Origin of the sequence: Caldimonas tepidiphila, assembly GCF_003569765.1 — a bacterium.
In the GTDB taxonomy this organism is placed as follows: domain Bacteria; phylum Pseudomonadota; class Gammaproteobacteria; order Burkholderiales; family Burkholderiaceae_C; genus Caldimonas; species Caldimonas tepidiphila.
Map to the genome: position 1 here is coordinate 178,437 of NZ_QXMG01000001.1, position 23,179 is coordinate 201,615.

16 protein-coding genes are annotated in these 23,179 nt (G+C 71.6%); 4 read left to right on the forward strand and 12 right to left on the reverse strand.

Features of this window, described 5'->3' with window-relative positions; all coding sequences use genetic code 11:
* Positions 1-96: 96 nt before the first annotated feature.
* The 3 genes from D3A59_RS05015 to D3A59_RS05025 all read right to left on the reverse strand — a co-directional run bounded on the left by D3A59_RS05015 (position 97) and on the right by D3A59_RS05025 (position 2,892).
* On the reverse strand, positions 97-1,824 hold the full coding sequence (locus D3A59_RS05015; protein ID WP_119153798.1) for a cation acetate symporter: 1,728 nt from the start codon (positions 1,822-1,824) through the stop codon (positions 97-99).
* Complete coding sequence (locus tag D3A59_RS05020) at positions 1,821-2,129, reverse strand: DUF485 domain-containing protein (RefSeq protein ID WP_119153799.1); 309 nt, start codon at positions 2,127-2,129, stop codon at positions 1,821-1,823. The genes D3A59_RS05015 and D3A59_RS05020 overlap by 4 nt, the downstream gene beginning before the upstream one ends.
* 208 nt (positions 2,130-2,337) lie before the next feature.
* On the reverse strand, positions 2,338-2,892 hold the full coding sequence (locus D3A59_RS05025; protein WP_119153800.1) for a YaeQ family protein: 555 nt from the start codon (positions 2,890-2,892) through the stop codon (positions 2,338-2,340).
* A 118-nt stretch (positions 2,893-3,010) separates the two neighbouring features.
* On the opposite strand from D3A59_RS05025, the gene D3A59_RS05030 reads away from it, so the two are divergent.
* Positions 3,011-3,211 carry a hypothetical protein gene (locus D3A59_RS05030; protein WP_119153801.1) on the forward strand — a complete coding sequence of 67 codons (201 nt, stop codon included), beginning with the start codon at positions 3,011-3,013 and terminating at the stop codon, positions 3,209-3,211.
* Positions 3,212-3,290: 79 nt separating this feature from the next.
* Here the strand turns inward: D3A59_RS05030 and D3A59_RS05035 are convergent, their stop codons facing one another.
* The gene (locus D3A59_RS05035) at positions 3,291-5,156 is read right to left on the reverse strand and encodes an ABCB family ABC transporter ATP-binding protein/permease (protein ID WP_119153802.1); all 1,866 of its coding nucleotides are present in this window, start codon (positions 5,154-5,156) and stop codon (positions 3,291-3,293) included.
* A gap of 54 nt (positions 5,157-5,210) precedes the next feature.
* Between D3A59_RS05035 and D3A59_RS05040 the strand changes: the two genes are divergently transcribed.
* Positions 5,211-5,624, forward strand: a complete 414-nt coding sequence (locus tag D3A59_RS05040) for an acyl-CoA thioesterase (protein WP_119153803.1) — start codon at positions 5,211-5,213, stop codon at positions 5,622-5,624.
* Between the two features lie 35 nt (positions 5,625-5,659).
* Here D3A59_RS05040 and D3A59_RS05045 read toward each other — a convergent pair whose 3' ends face one another.
* The 5 genes from D3A59_RS05045 to D3A59_RS05065 all read right to left on the reverse strand — a co-directional run bounded on the left by D3A59_RS05045 (position 5,660) and on the right by D3A59_RS05065 (position 12,797).
* Positions 5,660-6,424 carry an enoyl-CoA hydratase gene (locus D3A59_RS05045; protein ID WP_119153804.1) on the reverse strand — a complete coding sequence of 255 codons (765 nt, stop codon included), beginning with the start codon at positions 6,422-6,424 and terminating at the stop codon, positions 5,660-5,662.
* A gap of 85 nt (positions 6,425-6,509) precedes the next feature.
* A complete protein-coding gene (locus tag D3A59_RS05050) occupies positions 6,510-7,709 on the reverse strand; it encodes an acetyl-CoA C-acyltransferase (RefSeq protein ID WP_119153805.1) in 1,200 nt (399 codons plus the stop codon).
* Between the two features lie 20 nt (positions 7,710-7,729).
* Positions 7,730-10,144, reverse strand: a complete 2,415-nt coding sequence (locus D3A59_RS05055; RefSeq protein WP_119153806.1) for a 3-hydroxyacyl-CoA dehydrogenase/enoyl-CoA hydratase family protein — start codon at positions 10,142-10,144, stop codon at positions 7,730-7,732.
* A gap of 100 nt (positions 10,145-10,244) precedes the next feature.
* Complete coding sequence (locus tag D3A59_RS05060) at positions 10,245-12,032, reverse strand: acyl-CoA dehydrogenase C-terminal domain-containing protein (protein WP_119153807.1); 1,788 nt, start codon at positions 12,030-12,032, stop codon at positions 10,245-10,247.
* A 30-nt stretch (positions 12,033-12,062) separates the two neighbouring features.
* Positions 12,063-12,797 (reverse strand): TetR/AcrR family transcriptional regulator, encoded by a 735-nt coding sequence (locus D3A59_RS05065; RefSeq protein WP_119153808.1) that lies wholly within the window; start codon positions 12,795-12,797, stop codon positions 12,063-12,065.
* A gap of 315 nt (positions 12,798-13,112) precedes the next feature.
* Between D3A59_RS05065 and D3A59_RS05070 the strand changes: the two genes are divergently transcribed.
* Entirely contained in the window at positions 13,113-14,123 is a 1,011-nt protein-coding gene (locus D3A59_RS05070; protein WP_119153809.1) for a 2-dehydropantoate 2-reductase, read from the forward strand.
* Positions 14,124-14,248: 125 nt separating this feature from the next.
* Positions 14,249-14,806 carry an HNH endonuclease gene (locus D3A59_RS05075; protein WP_119153810.1) on the forward strand — a complete coding sequence of 186 codons (558 nt, stop codon included), beginning with the start codon at positions 14,249-14,251 and terminating at the stop codon, positions 14,804-14,806.
* A 30-nt stretch (positions 14,807-14,836) separates the two neighbouring features.
* Here D3A59_RS05075 and D3A59_RS05080 read toward each other — a convergent pair whose 3' ends face one another.
* The 3 genes from D3A59_RS05080 to D3A59_RS05090 form a co-directional block, all read right to left on the reverse strand.
* Positions 14,837-15,055, reverse strand: coding sequence for a hypothetical protein (locus tag D3A59_RS05080; protein WP_119153811.1), 219 nt, complete (start codon positions 15,053-15,055; stop codon positions 14,837-14,839).
* Positions 15,056-15,305: 250 nt separating this feature from the next.
* Positions 15,306-21,386 (reverse strand): DUF4011 domain-containing protein, encoded by a 6,081-nt coding sequence (locus tag D3A59_RS05085; RefSeq protein WP_205665119.1) that lies wholly within the window; start codon positions 21,384-21,386, stop codon positions 15,306-15,308.
* Positions 21,387-21,626: 240 nt separating this feature from the next.
* Positions 21,627-22,775, reverse strand: coding sequence for a PAS domain-containing sensor histidine kinase (locus tag D3A59_RS05090; RefSeq protein ID WP_170162299.1), 1,149 nt, complete (start codon positions 22,773-22,775; stop codon positions 21,627-21,629).
* Positions 22,776-23,179 lie beyond the last annotated feature (404 nt).

The following is a 23,179-nucleotide window of genomic DNA, read 5'->3' on the forward strand; positions in this document are numbered from 1 at the left end:
CCGCATCCGCCGCGGACGTGAAAAAACCGGGCCGAGGCCCGGTTTCCGGTGAAGGTGCGGGACGCCGGCCCCTGGCGGGGCCGGGCCTGCCGGGGATCAGTGCGCCGAGGCGGCCGCCGCACCCAGGCCGGTCTCCGAACGTACCTGCTGCGCGGCGAAGGCGGCACGCTCCTCGGCGGCCTGCTTGCTGCGGTCGAGGATCGAGAACAGCCAGATGCCGACGAAGCCGATCGTCATCGAGAACAGCGCCGGCGAGCTGTACGGGAACCAGGCCGAGCCCTTCGGGTTGCCGAGCGTGGCCTCCCACACCGACGGCGACACGACGGTGAGCGCCACCGACGAGGCCAGGCCGAGGAAGCCGCCGATCACCGCGCCCCTGGTCGTGCAGTCCTTCCAGAGCACCGACATGAACAGCACCGGGAAGTTGGCCGACGCCGCGATCGCGAAGGCCAGCGACACCATGAAGGCGATGTTCTGCTTCTCGAACGCGATGCCCAGCGCCACGGCGATGAGGCCGAGCGCGAGGGTGGTGATGCGCGAGACCTGCAGCTCCTTCTTGCTGTCGGCCTTGCCCTTCTTGAACACCGTGGCGTAGAGGTCGTGCGACACCGCCGAGGCGCCCGACAGCGTCAGGCCGGCCACCACCGCGAGGATGGTCGCGAAGGCCACCGCCGAGATGAAGCCGTAGAACACGTTGCCGCCGACCGACTTGGCCACCAGCACCGCCGCCATGTTGCTCGCACCCGCGCCGCCGAGGATCACGCCCTTGGCGGTGTCCGCGTACTCGGGGTTGGTCAGCACCAGCGTGATCGCGCCGAAGCCGATGATGAAGATCAGCAGGTAGAAGTAGCCGATCCAGGTGGTGGCCCAGAACACCGACTTGCGGGCTTCCTTCGCGTCAGGGACGGTGAAGAAGCGCATCAGGATGTGCGGCAGGCCCGCCGTGCCGAACATCAGCGCCATGCCGAAGGAGATCGCGGAGATCGGGTCCTTGATGAAGCCGCCCGGGCCCATGATCGACAGGCCGGACTGCGCCGCTTCCTCGGGGCTCTTGCCGGCGTTGGTCGCGATGGCGGTCTTGACCTGCACCGCCTTCGAGAACAGGGCCTCGAAGCTGAAGCCGAACTGCGCCATCACCATGAAGGCCATGAAGGTCACGCCGGACAGCAGCAGCACCGCCTTGATGATCTGCACCCAGGTGGTGGCCGTCATGCCGCCGAAGAGCACGTAGGTCATCATCAGCACGCCCACGATCACCACCGCGACCCAGTACTCCAGGCCGAACAGCAGCTTGATGAGCTGGCCCGCGCCGACCATCTGCGCGATCAGGTAGAAGGCGACCACGACCAGCGTGCCCGAGGCCGCGAAGGCGCGGATCGGGGCCTGCTTGAAGCGGTAGCCGGCCACGTCGGCGAAGGTGAACTTGCCGAGGTTGCGCAGGCGCTCGGCCATCAGGAAGGTGATGACGGGCCAGCCGACCAGGAAGCCGGTGGCGAAGATCAGGCCGTCGTAGCCGCTGGCCATCACGGCCGCGGAGATGCCCAGGAACGAGGCGGCCGACATGTAGTCGCCGGCGATCGCGAGACCGTTCTGGAAGCCGGTGATGCCGCCGCCGCCGGTGTAGAAGTCGGCCGCGGACTGCGTCTTCTGCGCGGACCACTTCGTGATCCACAGGGTGCCGGCCACGAAGACGCCGAACATGATGATGGCCGTCCAGTTGGTGGCCTGCTTCTGGACCTGGCCCATGTCGGCTCCGGCGGCGAGCGCCGTGCCGGCGAGCGCGGCGGCCAGCAGGCCGGCCAGGATGCGGGAGAGCTGCTTCACTTGGCATCCTCCTTGAGGATCTGGGCCGTCAGCGCGTCGAACTCCTTGTTCGCGCGGCTGACGTAGATGCCGGTGATCGCGATCGTGAACACGATCACGCCAAGCCCCAGGGGGATGCCCAGGCTCGTGACGCCGCTGCCCAGCGGCTGCGCCAGGAAAGGCTTGTTGAACGCGATCAGCGAGATGTAGCCGTAGTACACCAGCAGCATCAGGGCCGACAGCAGCCAGCCGAACGCATTGCGCTTTCGCTTCAGTTCGAGGTATTTGGGATTGGCCTGGATCCGGGCCACGACAGGGTCGCTCATGCATGCCTCCTTTTCGCATTCGCCTCAATCCGAATCTCCACCGATCCGGTTATGCGACTCACTCTAGGAGCCCGTTCTGACCGTGAACTGACCGGGAATTACCCTTATCTGCCTTCAACCTGGGGTTTTCCCGAGGTTTACCGCGAATTCGCGGGTTTTCACCTAGGAACTTTTTTGACACCTGCCGGCGGCGGCGCTGACGCCGGTCTCAGCGGCCGCCCGACTTTTTCGGCTTGAGCTCGACCAGCTGCAACGCGACGGTCTCCTCGGAATGCCCGAACCAGACCTGTCCGTCCTGCACCGTGCACTGCAGCCGCATCGTGCGCTCGGCAAGCGCCGCCAGCGCCTGCGAGGCCTCGGCGTCCAGGTGGAGCACGCGCAGCTTGGGCAGGCGCTCGAGCGCCGCGCGGTTCTGCGCCCACCACAGCTCGGCGGTGCGGCCGTAGGTGAGCAGCACCACCTCGTCGGCGCGGCTGCAGGCCTTCTTCAGCAGCTTCTCGTCGGGCTGGCCGACGTCGATCCACTGCTCGATGTGCCCGGTCAGGTCGCGGCGCCACAGGTCGGGCTCGTCGCTGTCGGTCATGCCCTGGCCGAACTGCAGCGCCTCGTCGGCATGCAGCGCGAAGGCCAGCAGCCGCACCATCAGGCGCTCGTCGGTCTCGGAGGGGTGGCGCGCCAGGGTCAGCGCGTGGTCCGCGTAGTAGCCGCGGTCCATGTCGGCGATCTGCAGATCGGCCTTGTAAACGGTGGATTTCAATGCCATGGGCGGAAGTGTGTCATGGCCCATGCTTCACCCCGCTGACGCCGGCGGCCGCAAGGGCTTGCGCGCCGGGTACCATCGGGGCGAACATTTCATCGAAGCACACACCGAAAGGACCGCATTGGCCACGCCGAACTACTCCTATGAAAAGCGACAACGCGAACTCGCCAAGAAGCGCAAGAAGGAAGAAAAGCTGAAGAAGCGCGCTGAGCCGCGCGGTGACGCTCCGGCCGAGGACTCGAACGACACGGCCGCGCAGCCCGGCCCGGGCAGCGACACCGCTCCGCCGGGAAGCGATTCCACCCCGCCGGCCGCGCCCTGAGAACCTGAGGGCGTTTTCCGGGGTCGTATCGCCACGCCCCGGCATGCCCGCCTGGGCGAGCGACGCTGCCGGCCTCGGCTCAGGGCTGCACGGCTGCCGGCAGCGCGTCGTCGGCCGCCGGACTCGCGCCGCTCTGATCCGCGCCGCTTTGCTGCAGCGCCCACATGTCGGCGTAGCGGCCGCGCCGCGCCAGCAGCTCGGTATGCGTGCCGCGCTCGATGATGCGGCCCGCCTCCATCACCAGGATCTCGTGCGCATCGACCACGGTCGAGAGCCGGTGCGCGATCACGAGCGCCGTCTTGTTGCGCGCCGCCGACTGCAGCTCGGACTGGATGGCGCGCTCGTTGGCCGAGTCCAGCGCCGAGGTCGCCTCGTCGAAGATCAGGATCGGCGGGTTCTTCAAGAGCGTCCTCGCGATCGCGACGCGCTGCTTCTCGCCGCCCGAGAGCTTCAGGCCCCGTTCGCCGACCGGCGTCGCGTAGCCCTGGGGCGTGCCGGCGATGAAGTCGTGGATGCGTGCGGCCCGCGCTGCCGCCTCGATCTCGTCCTGCGTCGCGCCGGGGCGGCCGTAGGCGATGTTGTAGGCCACCGTGTCGTTGAACAGCACCGTGTCCTGCGGCACGATGCCGAGCGACTGGCGCAGGCTCGTCTGCGTCACCTCGCGGATGTCCTGGCCGTCGATCGTGATGCGGCCGCCCTGCACGTCGTAGAAGCGGTAGAGCAGCCGCGCGAGCGTGCTCTTGCCCGAGCCCGAGGGGCCCACCACCGCCACCGTCCTGCCCGCCGGCACCTCGAAACTGATGTCGTGCAGGATGGTGCGGCGCGGGTCGTAGCCGAAGCGCACGTTCTCGAACCTCACCGCGCCCTGCGTCACCGCGAGCGTCGGCGCCCCGGGCGCGTCGGCCACCTCGCGCTCGCGCTCGAGCAGCGTGAACATCTTGTCGAGGTCGGCGAGGCTCTGCTTGATCTCGCGGTAGATCACGCCGAGGAAGTTCAGCGGGATGTAGAGCTGGATCATGAAGGCGTTGATCATCACCAGGTCGCCGAGCGTCATGCGGCCGGCCACCACGCCCTCGGTCGCGCGCCACAGCATCGCCACCAGCGCCGCGGCGATCACGAACTGCTGCCCGGCGTTGAGCAGCGACAGCGTGCGCTGCGACTTGAGCGACGCCTGCCTCAGCCGCTCCAGGCTCTCGTCGTAGCGCCGCGCCTCGAAGTCCTCGTTGTTGAAGTACTTGACGGTCTCGTAGTTCAGCAGCGAATCGACCGCGCGCGTGTGCGCGTGCGAGTCCATCTCGTTCATCAGGCGGCGGAACTGCGTGCGCCACTCGGTCACCGTGATCGTGAACGCGACGTAGAAGACCAGCGCCGCGAGCGTGATCCAGGCGAAGGCCGCGTCGAACTTCACCGCCAGCAGCGTCAGCACCATGCCGACCTCGATGACGGTGGGCACGATGCTGTAGAGCGAGTAGGAGATCAGCGAGTGCACGGCGCGCGTGCCGCGCTCGATGTCGCGCGTCATGCCCCCGGTCTGGCGCTCGAGGTGGAAGCGCAGGCTTAAAGCGTGCAGGTGGCGGAAGGTCTGCAGCGAGATGCTGCGCGCGGTGCCCTCGGTGGCCTTGGCGAAGACGAGCTCGCGCAGCTCGGTGAAGAGCGACGTGGAGAAGCGCAGCCCCGCATAGGCGAGCAGCAGCCCGACCGGCACCACCAGCAGCGCGCGCGCATCGCCCGGCTTGATCGAAAGGCTGTCCACCAGCTCCTTGAGCAGCAGCGGCACGCCGACGTTGGCGACCTTGGCCGTGACCAGGAAGGCGAGCGCGATGCCCACGCGCCAGCGGTACTGCCACAGGTAGGGCAGCAGCTTGCGCAGCGTGGACCAGTCGGAACGGCGCTGGGAGGGATTGGCTGCCGTCGATTCGGGCAGCGCCATGGAGGCGCGACGCATGGTAGGGGAATCCGCTGTAGTCTTGGGTCTGACCGATCTTCAGGAGCGCGCCGCATGGCCCATCAAGACCCCGCCGCACCGCAATCCGCCAGTTTGCCCGAGGGCAAGGACCTGGTGATGCGCGTGATTCCGATGCCCGCAGACGCCAATGCCAACGGCGACATCTTCGGCGGCTGGATCATGGCGCAGGTAGACCTCGCCGGCTCGGTGCTGCCCGCGCGCATTGCCAAGGGGCGCATCACCACAGTGGCGGTCAACCAGTTCGTCTTCAAGCAGGCGGTCTCGGTCGGCGACCTGCTGTCCTTCTACGCCACCGTCGAGCGCATCGGCCGCACCTCGGTCACGGTGCACGTGGAGGTCTATGCCGAGCGCAACCCGGCCGACCTGCAGGTGGTGAAGGTCACCGAGGCCAACGTCACCTACGTCGCGATCGACGCCGAGGGCAAGCCGCGCCTGCTGCCCACCTGAGCGGCGGGCCGGCCGCAGGCGCGGCGCGCGGTGCCTCAGTGGAACTTCGAGAAGTCCGGCTTGCGCTTGTCGAAGAAGGCCTGGAAGGCCTCGCGCGCCTCGGGGCTGCGCAGGCGCTGCACGAAGACATCGCCCTCGGCCGCCATCGCCTCCTGCACCAGCTGCGCCTGGCCGCGGCGCAGCAACTGCTTCGACTCGCGCACCGCGGTGGCCGGCAGCGCGTTGAAGCGCTCGGCCATGCGGCGCGCCTGCGCCACCACCTCGCCCGCGGGCAGGATGGCGTTGACCAGGCGCATCTCCAGCGCGTCCTCGGCGCCGAAGGGGTCGCCGAGCAGCAGCTTCTCGGCCGCGCGCACGTAGCCCGCGCGCAGCGGCAGCAGCACGCTCGAGGCGAACTCGGGCACCAGGCCCAGACCCGTGAAGGGCATCGCGAAGCGCGCCTCGTCGCTGGTGTAGACGAGGTCGCAGTGCAGCAGCATCGTGGTGCCGATGCCGATCGCCGCGCCCGTGACCGCGGCGACCACCGGCTTCTCGCAGGTGGTGAGCGCCTGCATGAACTGGTAGACGGGGAAGTCCGGGCCGCGCGGCGGGCTCTGCAGGAAATCCTCGAGGTCGTTGCCCGACGTGAAGATGCCGGGCTGGCCGGTGATCAGCACCGCGCGCACGGCCGCGTCGGCGTTGGCGCCCTTGAGCGCATCGGCCATCGCCTGGTACATCGCCATCGTCAGCGCGTTCTTCTTCTCGGGCCGCGCGATCTCGATCGTCAGCACGCCGTCGAGCACGGCGGTCTTGATGCTCATGGTGTCTCCTTGATGGGGAATGGTTGTCGGTGTCAGGCGCCGCATGAAAAAGGGCCGCTCGCGCGGCCCCTGCAGGACGAACGCGTCAGACGCGCTCGAAGATGCCGGCCGCGCCCTGGCCGGTGCCGACGCACATGGTCATCATGCCGTAGCGCAGATTGTGGCGGCGCATCGCGTGGATCAGCGTCGCCGAGCGGATCGCGCCGGAGGCGCCGAGCGGGTGGCCGCGAGCGATCGCGCCGCCGACCGGGTTGACCTTGCTCGGGTCCAGTCCCAGCGTGTTGAGCACCGCGATCGACTGGGCCGCGAAGGCCTCGTTGAGCTCGATCCAGTCGAGGTCCTGCTGGTTCAGCCCGGCGTAGCGCAGCGCCGCGGGAATGGCCTCGATCGGCCCGATCCCCATGATCTCGGGCGGCACGCCCTTGCTCGCGAAGCTCACGAAGCGCGCCAGCGGCGTCAGGCCGAACTGCCGGATCGCGCGCTCGCTGGCGAGGATCAGGCAGCCCGCGCCGTCGCTGGTCTGCGAGCTGTTGCCGGCGGTGACGCTGCCCTTGGCAGCGAACACCGGCTTGAGCTTCGCGAGGCCCTCGATCGAGGTGTCGGCGCGCGGGCCCTCGTCGACGCGGACGACGCGCCGGGTCTCGGTGACCGAGCCGTCGGCGAGGTTCGGGAAGCGCTCGACCACCTCGACCGGCGTGATCTCGTCGTCGTACTCGCCCGACGCGATCGCGCGCAGCGCCTTCTGGTGCGACTGGAAGGCGAACTCGTCCTGCGCCTCGCGCGAGACCTTCCACTGCTGCGCCACCTTCTCGGCGGTCAGGCCCATGCCGTAGGCGATGCCGACGTTCTCGTCGCCCGCGAAGATCCGCGGGTTGAACGAGGGCTTGTTGCCGGTCATGGGCACGAGGCTCATCGACTCGGCGCCGCCGGCGATCATCACGTCGGCCTCGCCGACGCGGATGCGGTCCGCGGCCATCTGCACCGCGGACAGGCCCGAGGCGCAGAAGCGGTTGACGGTGATGCCGCCGACCGTGTTGGGCAGGCCGGCGAGCAGCGCGGCGATGCGCGCGACGTTCAGGCCCTGCTCGGCCTCGGGCATCGCGCAGCCGACGATCGCGTCCTCGATCGCCTTGGGGTCGAGCGTCGGCACCTGCGCGAGCGCGCCGTGGATCGCGGCGACGAGCAGGTCGTCGGGCCGCATGTTGCGGAAGGCACCGCGGCCGGACTTGCCGATCGGGGTGCGGGTGGCGGCGACGACGTAGGCGTCCTGGATCTGCTTGCTCATCTGTGTGTCTCCGTCGCTGATCAGTTGCGCACCGGCTTGCCGGTCTGCAGGAAGCCCATCACGCGCTCCTGGGTCTTGGGGTGCTCGAGCAGCGCGCAGAAGTGCCTGCGCTCGAGCGCCATCAGGTAGTCCTCGGTGACCATCGAACCCGGCTCGACCTCGCCGCCGCAGACCACGTCGGCGATGCAGCTCGCGATGTGGTAGTCGTGGGCGCTGATGAAGCCGCCGTCGCGCATGTTGACGAGCTGCCCCATGATCGTCGCCTTGCCCGAGCGGCCAGCGACCGGGAAGGGGCGGCGGTGCGGCGCGCGCCAGCCGCTGGCGAACAGCGCCTTGGCCTGCGCGATCGCGACGAACAGCAGCTCGTCCTTGTTCGGCACGATCACGTCGTCCTCGAGCAGGTAGCCGATCTTGCGCGCCTCGACGGCGCTGGTCGCGACGCGCGCGGTGGCCGCGCTCGTGAAGCCGTCCTTCACGAAGGTCAGGAGGTCCGCCGCGGCGTTGCCGGCCGAGGCCATCTCGGCCGCGCGCCGCGCGATGTAGGTCAGGCCGCCGCCGCCCGGGATCAGGCCGATGCCGACCTCGACCAGGCCGACGTAGCTCTCCATCGCCGCGACGCGGCGGCTGCAGTGCACCGCCATCTCGCAGCCGCCGCCGAGTGCCATGCCGCGCAGCGCCGCGACGGTGGGCACGTTGGCGTAGCGCAGCCGCAGCACCAGGTCCTGCAGCTTCTTCTCCTCGGGCTCGATCGCCTTGGCGCCGCCGGCCATGAAGGCGGGCAGCATCGACTGCAGGTCCGCGCCGGCCGAGAAGGGTTCGTTGGGCGACCAGATCACGACGCCCTGGAATCGCTCCTCGGCGAGGTCGATCGCGCGGTTCAGGCCCGCGACCACGCCCGGGCCGATCACGTGCATCTTGGTCTTGATCGTGGCGATCACGACCTCGTCGTCGAGCGTCCACAGGCGGATCGACTCGTCCTCGTGCAGCGTGGTGCCGGCGGTGGCCGCATCGGCGCCCTCCGAGCCGATGACGGTCTCGGGGAAATGCTGGCGGCGGTAGACGGCGAGGTCGCTGCGCGGCACGTAGCGTCCCTGCGCCGGGCTCCACGAACCTTCCGCCGTATGCACACCGCTGCGCCCGTCGAAGACCCAGTCGGGCAGCGGCGCGGTCGACAGCGCCTTGCCGGCCTCGATGTCCTCCCGCACCCACTGCGCGACCTGCTGCCAGCCGGCCTGCTGCCACAGCTCGAAGGGGCCCTGCTTCCAGCCGAAGCCCCAGCGGATCGCGAAGTCGACGTCGCGCGCCGAGTCGGCGATGGCCTCGAGGTGCACGGCGACGTAGTGGAAGGCGTCGCGCAGGATGGCCCAGACGAACTGGGCCTGCGGGTTGCTCGACTCGCGCAGCAGCTTCAGGCGCTCGGCGGGCGGCTTCTTCAGGATGCGCTCGACGATCGGGTCGGCCTTGGCGCCGGCGGGCACGTAGTCGGCCTTCGCGGGGTCGAGCCGCAGGATGTCCTTGCCGACCTTCTTGTAGAAGCCCGCGCCGCTCTTCTGGCCGAGCGCGCCCTTGTCGATCAGCGCGGCGAGCACCGGCGGCGTCGCGTAGCTCGCGTAGAAGGGGTCGTCCTGCAGGTTGTCCTGCAGCGTGCGGATCACGTGCGCCATCGTGTCGAGGCCCACCACGTCCGCGGTGCGGAAGGTGCCGGAGCTCGCGCGCCCCATCTTCTTGCCGGTGATGTCGTCGACCACGTCGTAGCCCAGGCCGAACTTCTGCGCCTCGTGGATGGTCGCGAGCATGCCGGCGATGCCGACGCGGTTGGCGATGAAGTTGGGCGTGTCCTTCGCGCGCACCACGCCCTTGCCGACGCTGGTGGTGACGAAGCTCTCGAGCTGATCCAGGATCTCCGGGCGCGTCGCCGGCGTCGGGATCAGCTCGACGAGGTACATGTAGCGCGGCGGGTTGAAGAAGTGGATGCCGCAGAAGCGCGGGCGGATCGCCTCGGGCAGCGCCTCGGCCAGCTTCGTGATCGACAGGCCCGAGGTGTTGGACGCGACGATGGCGTGCGGCGCGACGAAGGGCGCGATCTTCGTGTAGAGGTCGAGCTTCCAGTCCATGCGCTCGGCGATCGCCTCGATCACCAGGTCGCAGCCGGCGAGCAAATCGAGGTGCTCCTCGTAGTTGGCGGGCTGGATCAGCATCGCGTCCTCGGGGATGCCGAGCGGCGCGGGCTTGAGCTTCTTCAGGCCGTCGATGGCCTTCATCGCGATGGCGCTCTTCGCGGACGGAGAAGACGGGGCCCCTCCCCCGTCTTTGTCCTTGGCCGGAAGATCGAACAGCACCACCGGCACGCGCACGTTGACGAGATGGGCGGCGATCTGCGCGCCCATCACTCCGGCGCCGAGCACCGCGACTTTTCTCACCTGGAATCGGTTCATGGCTTCTCCTCGTTGGGGACCTGCGGCGCGCTCCCGCGGCGCCGCCGGCATCACTCGTCGGGCGGATGCGCCGGGCGGCGCGCCCGGCTTCACTTCTTGTTCAGAACAGCGCCTCGTCCACCATCAGCGGCTTGACGCCGGCGCGCGCGGTGCGGATCAGCGTCGCGGTCTCGGGCAGCAACTTGGCGAAGTAGAAGCGCGCGGTGGCGAGCTTGGCGGCGTAGAACGGGTCGCCGCTGCCCTGCTTCTCGAGCGCGACCTTGGCCATGCGCGCCCAGAAGTAGGCGAACATCAGGTGGCCGCACACGCGCAGGTAGTCGACCGCGGCGGCGCCCACCTCGTCGGCATTGCCCATCGCCTTCATGCCGATCTCCATCGTCAGCTTCGTCACCTTGTCGCCGAGGTCGGCGAGCGGGTTGACGAACTCCTGCATCTCCTCGTTGATGCCCTCCTCCTCGACGAAGTCCTGCACCAGGCGGCCGAACTTCTTGAGCTTGGCGCCGTTGTCGGCGAGCACCTTGCGGCCGAGCAGGTCGAGCGACTGGATCGTGTTGGTGCCCTCGTAGATCATGTTGATGCGCGCGTCGCGCACGTACTGCTCCATGCCCCACTCGTGGATGTAGCCGTGGCCGCCGTAGACCTGCATGCAGGCCGAGGTCGCGATCCAGCCGTTGTCGGTCAGGAAGGCCTTCACCACCGGCGTCACCAGCGCGACGAGGTCGGCGGCTTCCTTGCGCTCGGCCTCGTCCTCGCTCGCGAGCGACTTGTCGAGCTGCAGCGCGGTCCAGGCGCACAGCGCGCGGCCGCCCTCGGCGTAGGCGCGCGCGGTGAGCAGCATCTTGCGCACGTCCGGGTGCACGATGATCGGGTCGGCCGGCTTGTCCGGCGCCTTCGGGCCGGTGAGCGAGCGCATCTGCACGCGGTCCTTCGCGTAGGCGACCGCGTTCTGGTAGGCGACCTCGGTGAGGCCGAGCGACTGCATGCCCACGCCCAGGCGCGCCGCGTTCATCATCACGAACATCGCCGCGAGCCCCTTGTGCGGCTCGCCGACCAACTCGCCCACCGCGCCGTCGAGCACGATCTGCGCGGTCGCGTTGCCGTGGATGCCCATCTTGTGCTCGAGGCCGGCGCAGAAGATGCCGTTGCGCTCGCCGAGCGAGCCGTCCGCGTTGACGCGGAACTTCGGCACGACGAACAGCGAGATGCCTTTCGACCCGGCCGGTGCGTCGGGCAGCCGCGCGAGCACCAGGTGCACGATGTTCTCGGCCATGTCGTGTTCGCCGGCGGAGATGAAGATCTTCTGGCCGGTGATGCGATAGCTGCCGTCGCCCTGCGGCTCGGCCTTGGTGCGCAGCAGGCCCAGGTCAGTGCCGCAGTGCGGCTCGGTCAGGCACATCGTGCCGGTCCACACGCCGCTGGTGAGCTTCGGGAGATAGGTCTGCTTCTGCTGCGACGTGCCGTGCGCGTGCAGCGCCTCGTAGGCGCCGTGCGACAGGCCGGGGTACATCGTCCAGGCCTGGTTGGCGCTGTTGAGCATCTCGTAGAAGCTCTGGTTCACGAGGTGCGGCAGGCCCTGGCCGCCGTACTCCGGATCGCAGGACAGCGCGGGCCAGCCGCCCTCGACGTAGGTCGCGTAGGCCTCCCTGAAGCCCTTGGGCGTCGTGACCGCGTGCGTGGCCTTGTCCAGCGTGCAGCCCTCGGCGTCGCCGCTGAGGTTGAGCGGGAACACCACCTGCGAGGCGAACTTGCCGCCCTCCTCGAGCACGGCGTTGATCGTCTCGGCGTCGATCTCGGCGTGGGGCGGCAGCGCCTTGAGCTCGTCGACCACGTGGAGCACTTCGTGCATCACGAACTGCATGTCGCGCAGCGGCGGGGTGTACTGGGGCATTTGCGTGTCTCCTTGGGAATCGGACGGGGTTCAGGCGGTGCTGCGCTTGGACTTGCGCGGACGGGGCGCGCCGGCGGCCGGGGCCTGCACCGGCAGCACGGCGACAGGGTCGGCGGGGTTCAGGTAGTGGGACACCAGGCGCTCGAAGCCGCTGCGCGCGCGCTCGAGGGCGCCGGGCGAGCGCAGGAAGCGCGCATCGTGGTGCAGCGCGAGGATCAGGCCGTGGATCTCGAAGGCCATCTGCTGCGGCTCGGTGTCGGCGCGCAGGTGCCCCTCCTCGGTGGCGATGCGCACCGCGCGCTGCAGCGCCTGGTGCCAGGCGCGCACCATGCCGGCGAGCGCGTCGCGCACGGGGCCCGGGCGGTCGTCGAACTCGACCGCGCCGCTGATGTAGATGCAGCCCGAGTCGATCTCGACCGCGACGCGCTGCACCCAGCGGTCGAACAGCGCGCGCAGCCGCGGCAGCCCGCGCGGCTCGCGGATCGCCGGATGGAAGACCTCGTCCTCGAACTTGTTGTGGTACTCGCGGATCACCGAGATCTGCAGTTCCTCGCGCGAGCCGAAGTGCGCGAACACGCCCGACTTGCTCATCTGCATCAGCTCGGCAAGCACGCCGATCGACAGCCCTTCGAGCCCGACCTGCGAGGCGAGGCTCAGCGCCGCCTCGAGGATCGCGGCCCGCGTCTGCTGGCCCTTCTGCGCGCCGCGCCCTTCGCGGGCGGCTTCGCGCGGGGGCTTGGCAGAGGAGGAAGACGAAACAGCCACGAGGCCTCCGGAATAAAACGAACGATCGTTCTATTTTGCAGAAAAGTCGGGCCGTCGGGGAGATCGGACACAGAAATTTCTCGGCCTTGACCTCCGTCCCCGGGGAGGACGGGCAAGAACCAAGGGAAAACCCCGAGCCGGATTCGCGTCGCGCGGGCTGCGCCAAGCCAGTTTGTGGCCGCCGCGGCAGGGGCGCAAGTCCCCGCCCGCCGGCCTTCACCGCCCCCCCGGCACCTCGCGCTGCGGCAATCGCTAGCATCTGCGGCAGGCGCCGGGGGGCGCGTGTCGGGAGGCCGACGGAAAGGACGAGCGGAGATGAGGATTGCGATCGTGGGGCTGGGCGCCGTCGGCGGCCTGATGGCGGCGCGGCTGGCGGCGGCGGGCCGGCCGGTGAGCGCGCTGGCGCGCGGCGAGACGCTGCGCGTGGTGCGGGAGCAGGGGCTGCGGCTCGTCGAGGCGGGCGGCGAGGAGAGCCTGCAGCGCATCGAGGTGGCGGGGAACCCGGCCGAGCTCGGCGTGCAGGACCTCGTCGTCGTGGCCCTCAAGGCGCCGGCGCTGCCCGCGCTCGCGCCCGGGCTCGCGCCGCTGATCGGGCCGGACACCATCGTGCTGACCGCTATGAACGGCGTGCCGTGGTGGTTCCTGCAGACGCCGCGGGGCACGGGCGGCCTGCCTCCCGAGGCGCGCCGGCTCGCCTCGGTGGACCCGCAGGGCCGCACCGAGGCGGCGCTGCCGCTCGCGCGGGTGCTGGCCGGGGTGGTGCACTGGACCAGTAGCACGCCGCGGCCCGGCGTCGTGCGTCACGGCTTCGGCCGGCGCCTGATCGTCGGCGAGCCGGCCGGCGGCGTCAGCGAGCGCGTGCGGCGGGTCGCAGCCGTGCTCGGCGAATCGGGGCTGCAGGTCGAGCCGGGCGAGGACATCCGGCAGGACCTGTGGTTCAAGCTCTGGGGCAACATGACGATGAACCCCGTGTCGGCGCTGACGCTCGCAAGCTGCGACCGCATCCACGACGACCCGCTGGTGGCGGCTTTCGTGCTGCGCGCGATGGCCGAGGCGGCCGAGGTGGGCGCGCGCATCGGCTGCCCGATCCACCAGAGCGGCGAGGAGCGCATGGCCATCACGCGCCAGCTCGGCGCCTTCAAGACCTCGATGCTGCAGGACGTCGAGGCGGGCCGGCCGCTGGAGCTCGATGCGCTGGTCGGCGCGGTGCACGAGATCGGGCGCAAGCTGGGCCTCGCGACGCCGAACATCGATGCGCTGCTCGGCCTGACGCGGCTGATGGCGGCCTCGCGCGGCCTCGGTAATGCGGAGCCGGCGGGGCGCTGAAGGGGTACGCCGGCGCGGTCAGGCGTGGCGCCTCGGAAGCAAGATTGGCGCCATGACTTGAAGGGCGAACGGAAATTGCTCTATCCTGCGTAAACACGATCTTTGTCGTGTGGAGCGGATTTCCCATGGACGTGCTGCAGCTCGACGTGTCGGGCCGACCCCAGGCCTGGATTTCTCCCAAGGAGGCGGCGATCCTCTACGCCTGCGACGAGGTGTCGTGGACGCTCGGCGCCCCCTTCATCGTGCTGCGCGGCGGCTGGCAGCGCTCCAGCGGCAGGCAGTCGCGCATCGAGGTGCACCCGATCGTCGCGGTGCGCGGCGTGGTCCCGAGCCGGGCCTGGCGCACGCAGCCGGCGATCACCAACCTGAAGCTGTTCGCGCGCGACCGGCACCTGTGCGCCTACTGCGGCGGCCTGTTCGCCACCGACGACCTCACGCGCGAGCACATTCAGCCCACCTCGCGCGGCGGCGAGGACGCCTGGATGAACGTCATCACCGCATGCCGTTCCTGCAACGGCCGCAAGGGCAGCCGCACGCCGGAGGAGGCGCGCATGCCGCTGCTCTACCTGCCCTACGTGCCGAGCCTGCACGAGGACATGATCCTGCGCGGGCGCCGCATCCTCGCGGACCAGATGGAATTCCTGCTCGCGAGCGTGCCGCGCTCGAGCCGGCTGCACGGCTGAGCGCGGCCCGGGGCCCGCCCGTCGCGGCGCTCACATCCCGAGCACCTGCGCCAGCCGCGGCACGACCTCCTGCGAGTCGATGCCGAGCACGTACATCAGCCGTTCGGCGATGCCCTGCGGGTCATGGGCGACCATCCACGCGACCAGCGCGCTTCCCCCCAGCCACAGCAGGCCGCATCGCAAGGCCACCAGCACGAAGAACACCGCGATGCCGACGAGCGGGAAGGAGAGCTGAGAGAAGTCGAACATGATGCCTGCCCACGCCTGGAAGACCGGCGCCTGCTCCAGCGGACGCCATCCTGTGGCCGCCGAGAAGTTGCGCCTGCTTGCGATAAGTCCGGGTCCATGGTGAACCTTTGTCAGCTCCACCGCTTCCCCGCATCTGCAGGAGTCCCCGATGGGAACCTGCTTCTGCCCGCCTATATGTTTCCCAAATCGCGCGCACTGGTCACGATCAATTACACGACGTAACTTCTATGACCAAAATAAAACAAAAACTTCACATTTCCGGCAGCTCCTGTCCTGCGGCTGCGCCGCCTTCCGCCTCGACCCGCAGCGGCGCTGCCGCCGCGTCCTGAGCGCCCGCTGCCAGCGCGGCGGCAGCGGCGACGTGGCGGCGGCGCTCGTCGCGCAGCGCGTCGAGCCGCGCCAGCACCTTCTCGAGCGTTCCGTCGCGGTCCACCCACCAGTCGGTGGACCAGATCCGCACGATCTCCCAGCCCAGGCCGCGCAGCACCTGCTCGCGCAGCTTGTCGCGGTCGCGCGCGGTGGCGCTGCGGTGGTAGGTGGCGCCGTCGCACTCGATGCCGGCGAGGTAGCGGCCCGGCGCGTCCGGGTCGACCACGCCGAGGTCGATGCGGAAGGCCGACACGCCCACCTGCGGCTGCACGCGCCAGCCGTGCGCGGCGAGCGCCGCGGCCACCGCCTGCTCGAAGGGGCTGTCGAAGCCGCCGACGCTGCCGTGCACCGCCTCGCCCAGCGCGCGCGGGCCGCGCTCGGCGAACTCGAGGAAGTGCTTGAGGTCGCGCACGCCCTGCGCCTGCGTGCGCGACAGGTCCATCTGCTCGGGCCGCAGGCTCGAGAACACGCGCAGCTCACGCCGCGCGCGCGTGATCGCGACGTTGAGCCGCCGCTCGCCGCCCTGGCGGTTGAGCGGGCCGAAGTTCATCGACAGCGCGCCGTCGCGCCCGGGCCCGTAGGTGACCGAGAAGTACATCAGGTCGCGCTCGTCGCCCTGCACGCTCTCGAGGTTCTTCACGAACACGGGCTCGAGCGCCGCCTCGTCGAAGAAGGGCTCGAGCGCCGGGTCGCGGCGGCGCGCGTCGTCGAGCAGGTCCTCGATCAGGCCCTGCTGCTCGGCGTTGAAGGTGACGACGCCCACCGTCAGGCCCGCCTCGCGGAAGCCCGGCGAGCGCAGCCGCGCGAGCAGGTCGGCGACCAGCGCGCGCGCCTCGGCCGGGTTGGTGCGCGCCCCGCCCTTCTCGTAAACGCCGTCCTCGACGACGCGGAAGGCGACCGCGCGGTCCTCCGTCGCCGGTGACGGGAAGGTCACCAGCGCGCCGCCGTAGTAGCGGTGGTTCGAGAACGCGATCAGCGACTCGCTGCGGCTGCGGTAGTGCCAGCGCAGGTTCAGCGTCGGCAGGTTGGCGCCCAGGCACTCGTCGAGGATGCTCTCCAGGTCGGCCTCGGGCTCCTCGTCGCCGGGCTCGGCCTCGGCGCGGTCGAAGAAGCTCGTCGGCGGCAGCTGCTTCGGGTCGCCCACCATCACCACCTGGCGGCCGCGCGCGATCGCGCCGATCGCGTCCCACACCGGGATCTGCGAGGCCTCGTCGAACACGACGAGGTCGAAGCTCGCGGCCTCGGGCGACAGGTACTGCGCGACCGACAGCGGGCTCATCAGCAGGCAGGGCGTGAGCCGCGTGAGCGCGTCGGGGATGCGCGCGAGCAGCTCGCGCAGCGGCAGGTGGCGCGCCTTCTTCTGCATCTCGTGGCGCAGCACGCCCCACTCGGAGGTGCGCGCCACGCCCTCGAGCGCCGGGCGCCCGGCGCACAGGCTGGCGTGCAGCCAGTCGCGCGTCAGCGCCGCGAAGCGCTCGTCGAGCGCGCGGAACTCCGCGATGCGCCGCTCGTGCTCGGCCGACACGAAGCCGCGCAGCACCTCGTCGCCGTCGACGACCGCATCGAGCCACCAGCGGCAGTAGTCGGCCTCGAACAGCTCGCGCGCCGTGCCGGGCGCGACCCTTCCCTGCTCGATCGCGGCGACGAGCGGCCCGAGCCCGAGCGCGAGCGCCTCCGCGCGCGCCTTGCGCCACGCGCACCAGTCGCGCAGGCGGCCCCGCGCGGCGAGCAGCGCCTGGCCACGCGCCGCGAGCGCCGCGGGCGGCAGCTCGCCGAGCGCGCCGCGCTCCTCGGCCGGCGTCGCGAGCGCGGCGTCGAGGCGCTCCTGCGCCTGCTGCAGCACCCCATAGGCCTCGAGGTAGTCGCGGGCCGCCGCGGCGATCGCGCCGGAGGCCTGCAGCAGCTCCTTGTCCTCGCCGAGCAGGCGTTCCAGCGGCGCCTTCAGCGCGGCGAGCTCGCCCGGGGTGGCGGCGAGCTGCGCGAGCGCCGCCGACAGCGCGGCGGCGAACTTGAGCGCGCGCTCGAGCTCCTGCGGCCGGCCCGCGAGCCCGGCCCAGGTGCCGCCGGTCTGCGCGCCGAGCGGCTCGAGGGCCTCGATCTGCCGCTGCAGTCCGCGCAGCTCCCGCATGCACTGCAGGTCCGCGGCCATCGCCGCCGGGAAGCCGCCGCGCTCGAGCGGCTCGAGGCCCTCGTCGCGCCAGGGCGCGCCGGCAGTGGCCGCGGCCAGCGCCGCCTGGAAGGCCAGCGCCACGTCCAGCCGCTCGGGCGGCGTGTCCCGGCCTGCCCACAGGCCCGCGCTGCCGGACTGCAGCTGCGGCTCGAGCCGCGCGAGCTCCGCATCGATGCCGCGCAGCTCGCGCAGGCCGGCGAGCGCCTGCGCGAGCGCCGCGCCGCAGCGTCCCTGCGCCACCGGCTCCAGCCCCGCCTCGTCCCACGGGAGCCCCTCGCACGCCGCGAGCAAGGCGCCCTGCAGCGCGAGCGCCGCGCGCAGCTCGTCGGCGCGGGTCTGCAGCCCGCGCCAAAGCTCCCCGGCCGGCGCGACGAGCGTCCCGAGCGCGTCGAGCTGCCGGCTCGCCAGCCGCATCGACGCGAGCCGCGGCAGGTCCGCCGCGACGTCGGGCTCGCCCACGCCCTGCACCAGCGCGAGCAGCCGCGCACGGATGCGGCGCTGCCGCAGCCAGCCGAGCGGCCAGGGCGACTGCACGGCCTGCTGCCAGTCGCGCTGCAGCCGCAGCACGTCAAGTTGCGCCAGCTCGGCCGCGTAGCTCACCGAGAGCTCGCGCCCGAGCTCGCCGTGGCTGCCCAGCAGCTCGAGCCCCTTCGCGAGCGCGTCGCACACCTTGGCCGGCCAGGGCCGCGGCAGCCCGGCCCGTAGCGCATGGCGGCGCGCGACGAGCTGCTCGGCGCGTCGCAGCGCGTCGAGCGTCGCGGCAGGCCAGGGTGCCGGAAGGCGCGCGCGCAACTCGCCATGGCGCACGAGCAGCCCCCGCCCCGCCTCCAGCTCGGTGCAGAGCCGGCGTGCGTCGGGCCTCAGCGCGAAGCGCCAGTCGCGCCCGGCAGCATGCGGCAGCAGCTTCGCCAGCAGCGCGAGCGCATGCCGGCCGCGCCGGTGCAGCGGCGGCTGCGGCAGCGCGAGCGCGCCGCACAGCGCGTGCGCGGCCGCCTCGAGGCGCTGCGCGCCCTGCACCAGCTGCTGCGCGGCGTCGAGCAGCGCCTGCTGCCAGCTCGGCGACCAGTCGGCATGCCGGACCGCGGCGAGCGGGTGCTCGCTCGGCGCGCCGCCGAGCGCCTGCGCGTCGGCGTCGAGCCGCTCGGCGAGCGCGCGCAGCGCCTCGAGCGCCTCGGCGTCGTGCTGCTGCGGCGACGGCCAGGACAGGCCGAGCGGCGGCAGCTCGCGGCCGGCCTCGCGCCGGCCGATCGCGTCGAACGCGCTCAGCCCGTTGGCGTGGCGGTGGTGCAGGCGCTCGACATAGCGGTTGAGCCGCCCGCGCAGCGCCATCAGGCGCCGCGCCTCGGCGCGCCAGCCCTCGGCGTCGGCGCGACCGCCGGCCTCCCAGGAGCGGCGCAGCTGCGCAAGCACCTCGTTCTTGCGCGCCTTGCTCGAGTGCAGCTCGAGGCAGAAGTCGCCCAGCCCCGCATCGCGCAGCCGCCGGTGCACCACGTCGAGCGCGGCGATCTTCTCCGACACGAACAGCACCCGCCGGCCCTCGGCGAGGCACTGCGCGATCAGGTTGGCGATGGTCTGGCTCTTGCCGGTGCCGGGCGGGCCGATCAGCACGAAGTCGCGCCCGGCGCTCGCGGCCATCACCGCCGAGAGCTGCGACGAGTCGGCCGGCAGCGGGCAGAAGGTGCGCTCGGGCGGGCAGTCGGCGTCGAGCCGCCGCGCGTCGGGGAAGGCGCCGCCGCCGGGGTAGGGCTCGCGCGGCGTGTCGATCAGGTGGCGCACCACCGGGTTCTCGCGCAGCTGGGCGATGCGCTCGGTCAAGTCGTGCCACATCAGGTGCTTGGCGAAGGAGAAGGTCGACAGCACCACGTCCTCGACCACCTCCCAGCCCTTGACGTCCTTGACCGCCGCCGACACCGCGCGCCACACGCCCGCGACGTCGAGCCCGCGCTCGTCCTTCGGCAGCGCGCCCTCGCCGACGCCGAGCTGCAGCCGGAAGTCCTGGCGCAGCATCTCCAGCAGCGTCGGGTTGAAGCGCGGCTCGTCGTCGAGCAGCTGCAGCGTGAAGCCCGAGCGCACGCTCTTGCGGTCGAGCGTCACCGGCACCAGGATCAGCGGCGCGCGGTGGCGCTTGTCGTCCCTGGCGTCGCGCGTCCAGCACAGGAAGCCGAGCGCGAGGAAGAGCGTGTTGGTGCCGCCCTCCTGCAGCGCGGTGCGCGCGCTGCGGTAGAGCTCGACCAGGCGCGCCTCGAGCTCCTCGCCCGGCAGGCCGACGAAGACCTCGCGGCGCGCCAGCGCGTCGAGCGCCAGCGCGCGGCGCGGCTCCTCCTGGGTGCGCGCCTCGTGCAGCGCGGCGCTGCGCGGGTCGCCCGCCGCGGCGTCCATCAGCGCCGGGCGCGGCAGCAGCTTCAGGGCCTGGCCCTGCGCGAGCAGGTCCTCGAGCCGCGCCGGGTCGGGCGCCTCGAGCCGCAGCGCCTTCCTGCCGTCGCGGAAGTTCAGCAGCTTGTTGCGCAGCGACAGGTCCAGCAGCTTGCGCTGCCAGCGCAGCAGGCGGTCCTCCGGCGGGGCGACGCCCTCGGCTTCCTGCGGCACGGCGGGCAGCTCGGGCGCGGGCTCGAAGGCCGGCGCGAGCGCGGCGGGATCCTGCGCCGCGTCGGGCGGCGGCGGCGCCGCGGTGCCCGCCAGCGGCCGGACGCGCTGCAGCCGCGCGCGGCGGATGTCGACCGCGAGCTCGAAGGCCGCGTCCTGCGCCTCGGCGACAAGCTGCGCGCCGCGCTCGAGCGCGCGGCTGAAGGGCGGGCAGGGCCGCTGCGTCGCGAGCTCCGGGTCGAACAGCACGAGCTCCCGCAGCCGCAGGCGCTTGCGCAGCGCCGTGACGTCGTCGACCACCGCGGCCGCGAACTGCTCCGGCCGCAGCCACACGCCGGCCAGCGCCCGGCCCTGCGTGAAGACGAGCAGCGGGTTCAGCCCGCACTGCTCCAGTGCCGCGCAGAACAGCAGCGACAGGTCCAGGCCCGTGGCCAGCCGCGTGTCGGCGAGCTGCTGCGGCCCGCGCACCTTCTGGCCCGCATGCTCGAAGCCCGCCGGCAGCAGCATCAGGTCGATGCCCAGCGCGCCGACCGCGCTCCAGACCGCCGAGGCCAGCTCCCAGGCGCGCGCCGGGCCGCCGCGGTAGCCGTCGAGCGCCGCGTCGCGCTCGTGGCGGCGCAGCAGCCCGGCCGCCTCCTTCAGCAGCCGCTCGACCGCCGGCTCGCCGGGCTGCACGAAGGCCGCCACCATCTCCGGCATGCCGGCGAGCCCGCCCCAGTGGTCGCGCGGCAGCAGCTCGAGCGGCAGCGCGTGACGGGCGAGCTCCTCTCCGTCCGCCGGCGCCGCGTCCGGCGTCGCAGCTCCGGCACCCGCAGCCACCGCCGTCTCGCGCGTCTCCGCCGCCCCATGCGGCGCCCTCCCCGACGCGCCGCCCTGCAGCAATCGCCAGACGAGCCGGGCCGGCTCGGCCGCGGTCAGCCGCGCGAGGAGCGCGCCGTCGATCTCGAGGTCGAGCCCCGCGAGCTCGAGGCGCTGGCCGGCGGCGACCGTGTCGATGCGCCAGGTCCTGGGCTGCAGGAAGGCCGGCTCCGCGTCGAGGCGCAGCGCGAGCTCGCGCAGCGTGCCGGGGCTGTCGTTGACGATGCGCAGCGCGCGCAGCAGCGGCACGGCGTTCAGGTGATCGGCCAGGTTCAGGCGTGCGCCTGCCTCGGCCTCGATGCGCACCGCCCCCGCCTGGGGCTGCGCATCCCGGGTGCTGATTCCGTCCAAAACTTCGATTCCTTTGCCTGATCTCGACTGCCGAGCGCGGGCACCCTTGCCGCACTGGTTATCCATACAGGCAAATATTGTCATAGAGACGGCGCGCGCAGCCCCTCGGGACGGGCGGGCGGCGGCCGGCGGCGCGCGCGGCATGCCAAATCCGGCCGTTTCGCGCAGCCCTGGCGCGGGCCGCCCCGCGCCCCGCTCGGGCGCGGTGGCCGGCTTCGCAAGGGAGCCCGGCGGCGGCGCTCAGCCTGCGGCCGGCTCGACCGTAACGGGCTGCTGCGGGCAGTTCAGCGGCAGCCGCAGCGCGAACTCGCTGCCGTGCCCGATGCCCTCGCTGCGCACCTCGACCGTGCCGCCGTGCAGCTCGGCGAGCTCCTTGAGCAGCGCCATGCCGAGCTCCGAGTCCTCGGGCGCCTTGCCTGCGGGGTCCGGCGCGCCGGTGAACAGCTCGAAGAGGCGGGCCAGCTGCTCCGCCGCGATGCCCGCGCCCTTGTGCCTGACGCGCACCACCGCGTCGGGCCCCTCCACGCTGGCCTTGAGACAGACCTGCCCGCCGCCCGGCGTGCAGCGCGCCGCGTTGTCGAGCAGGTGCAGCATCCCCTGCCGGAAGCGGGCGCCGTCCATGCGGATGCGCACCGGTCCCACCGGCGCGAGCAGGTGCAGCGTCAGGTCGCGCGCGCCGAATTCCGCCTGCACGCTGCCGGCGAGGCCGTGCAGCGCTGCGACGAGGTCGACCTCCTCCAGGCTCGGCACCGGCCTGTCGTCAAGGCGCCGCCCCGCGCTGCCGAGCTCGTCGGCGAGGCGGCGCAGCGCCGGCAGCTGGCGCTCGATCGTCACGAGCGGCTGGCCGAGCGTCTCGGCCGCGGGATTGAGCCGCAGCAGGTAGCTGGCGTTGAACAGCGGGGTCAGCAGGTTGCGCAACTCGTGCGCGACACCGGCAAGAAAGACCGGCCGACCGGCATTCTCGTCCGCCAGCGATTTCAAGCGGTTCTCCAGCGCCGCGATGCGGGTGCGATGGTCGGTGCGGTCGCGCATCAGCTTCGCGAAGCCGAGCAGCTGCCCCTGCTCGTCGCGCAGCGCCGTCGTCGAGCCACTGGTCCAGATCGCCGCGCCGTCGCGCCGCAGGTGCCAGTGCTCGCCCTCCGAGCACCCGTCCTGCAGCGCCACCTGCAGCTCCAGCGCCGGCAGGCCCAGCGCCCGGTCCGCCTCGGTGAACAGGCAGTCCAGCGTCTGCCCGATGATCTCGTCGGCCCGATAGCCGAAGAGCGTGGGGGCGGCGCCCAGCCAGGAGCGCACCCGGCCCTCGGGGGTCAGCAGAATCACCGCGTGGTCGCGGGTCTGCCGGATCATCAGGCGCAAGAGGGCTTCCTCGGTCGGATCCGGCTCGCTCATCGGCATCGGTTCTCCATGGCGGGCGGGGCCCGGCAGGCCCCCGCCCCTGCGGAGCAAGCGGCGTGCGCATCCCCTCCTTCGCCCGGGGAGCCGGCAGCGGGGCGGCGGGCCGGCGCGAAGACCGCCCTTGACCGGAAACAAGACCTTGCGGCGAAGTTCACGGAACCGCGCGCGATATTTCCCGGCAGTGCGCTCCATTCCTGCAAGAATCCATGTCACGACCCTGGTTTCTTCTCCATCCGCTTGAGGAAGGCGCCAGAGGGGCCGATATCGCTGCAGAGGCCGGCCGGCGGCGAAAGGCAGGGCCGCCCGGCGAGCGTGAAGCAGTTCGACCGCTCACCATCGGCAGCCGGTACCCGCCCCTAGAGATGCCTGCCGTCGCGCAGGAAGCGGTGCGTCCCGCG